Annotated in this window: 1 protein-coding gene; it reads left to right on the top strand. The window is 67.6% G+C overall.

Annotated features, from left to right (window positions below; translation table 11 throughout):
* A partial coding sequence (locus tag QC821_RS21725) for a thiamine pyrophosphate-dependent enzyme (RefSeq protein ID WP_309725615.1) occupies positions 1 to 500 on the top strand: 500 nt, incomplete at both ends.

The following is a 500-nucleotide window of genomic DNA, read 5'->3' as shown; positions in this document are numbered from 1 at the left end:
CTCGAGGACCTGCAGAACTTCCGCCAGCTGCACTCCAAGACCCCGGGCCACCCGGAGCTGGGCTACACCGCTGGCGTCGAGACCACCACCGGCCCGCTGGGCCAGGGTCTGGCCAACGCGGTGGGCATGGCCCTCGCCGAGCGCACCCTGGCGGCGCAGTTCAATCGCCCCGGCCACACCGTCATCGATCACCGCACCTGGTGCTTCCTCGGCGACGGCTGCCTGATGGAGGGCATCTCCCACGAGGTGGCGTCATTGGCCGGCACCCAGGGCCTGGGCAAGCTGGTGGCCTTCTATGACGACAACGGCATCTCCATCGATGGCGAGGTCGAGGGCTGGTTCACCGACGATACCGCCAAGCGCTTCGAGGCCTACGGCTGGCACGTGGTGCCCAACGTCGACGGCCACAAGCCCGAGGAGATCCAGGCCGCCATCGAGCTGGCCAAGCAGCACGACGACAAGCCGAGCCTGATCATCTGCAAGACCATCATCGGCTTCGG

Source organism: Franzmannia qiaohouensis (assembly GCF_031451695.1).
In the GTDB taxonomy this organism is placed as follows: Bacteria; Pseudomonadota; Gammaproteobacteria; order Pseudomonadales; family Halomonadaceae; genus Franzmannia; species Franzmannia qiaohouensis.
This window is presented reverse-complemented; position numbering and strand designations above follow the sequence as displayed.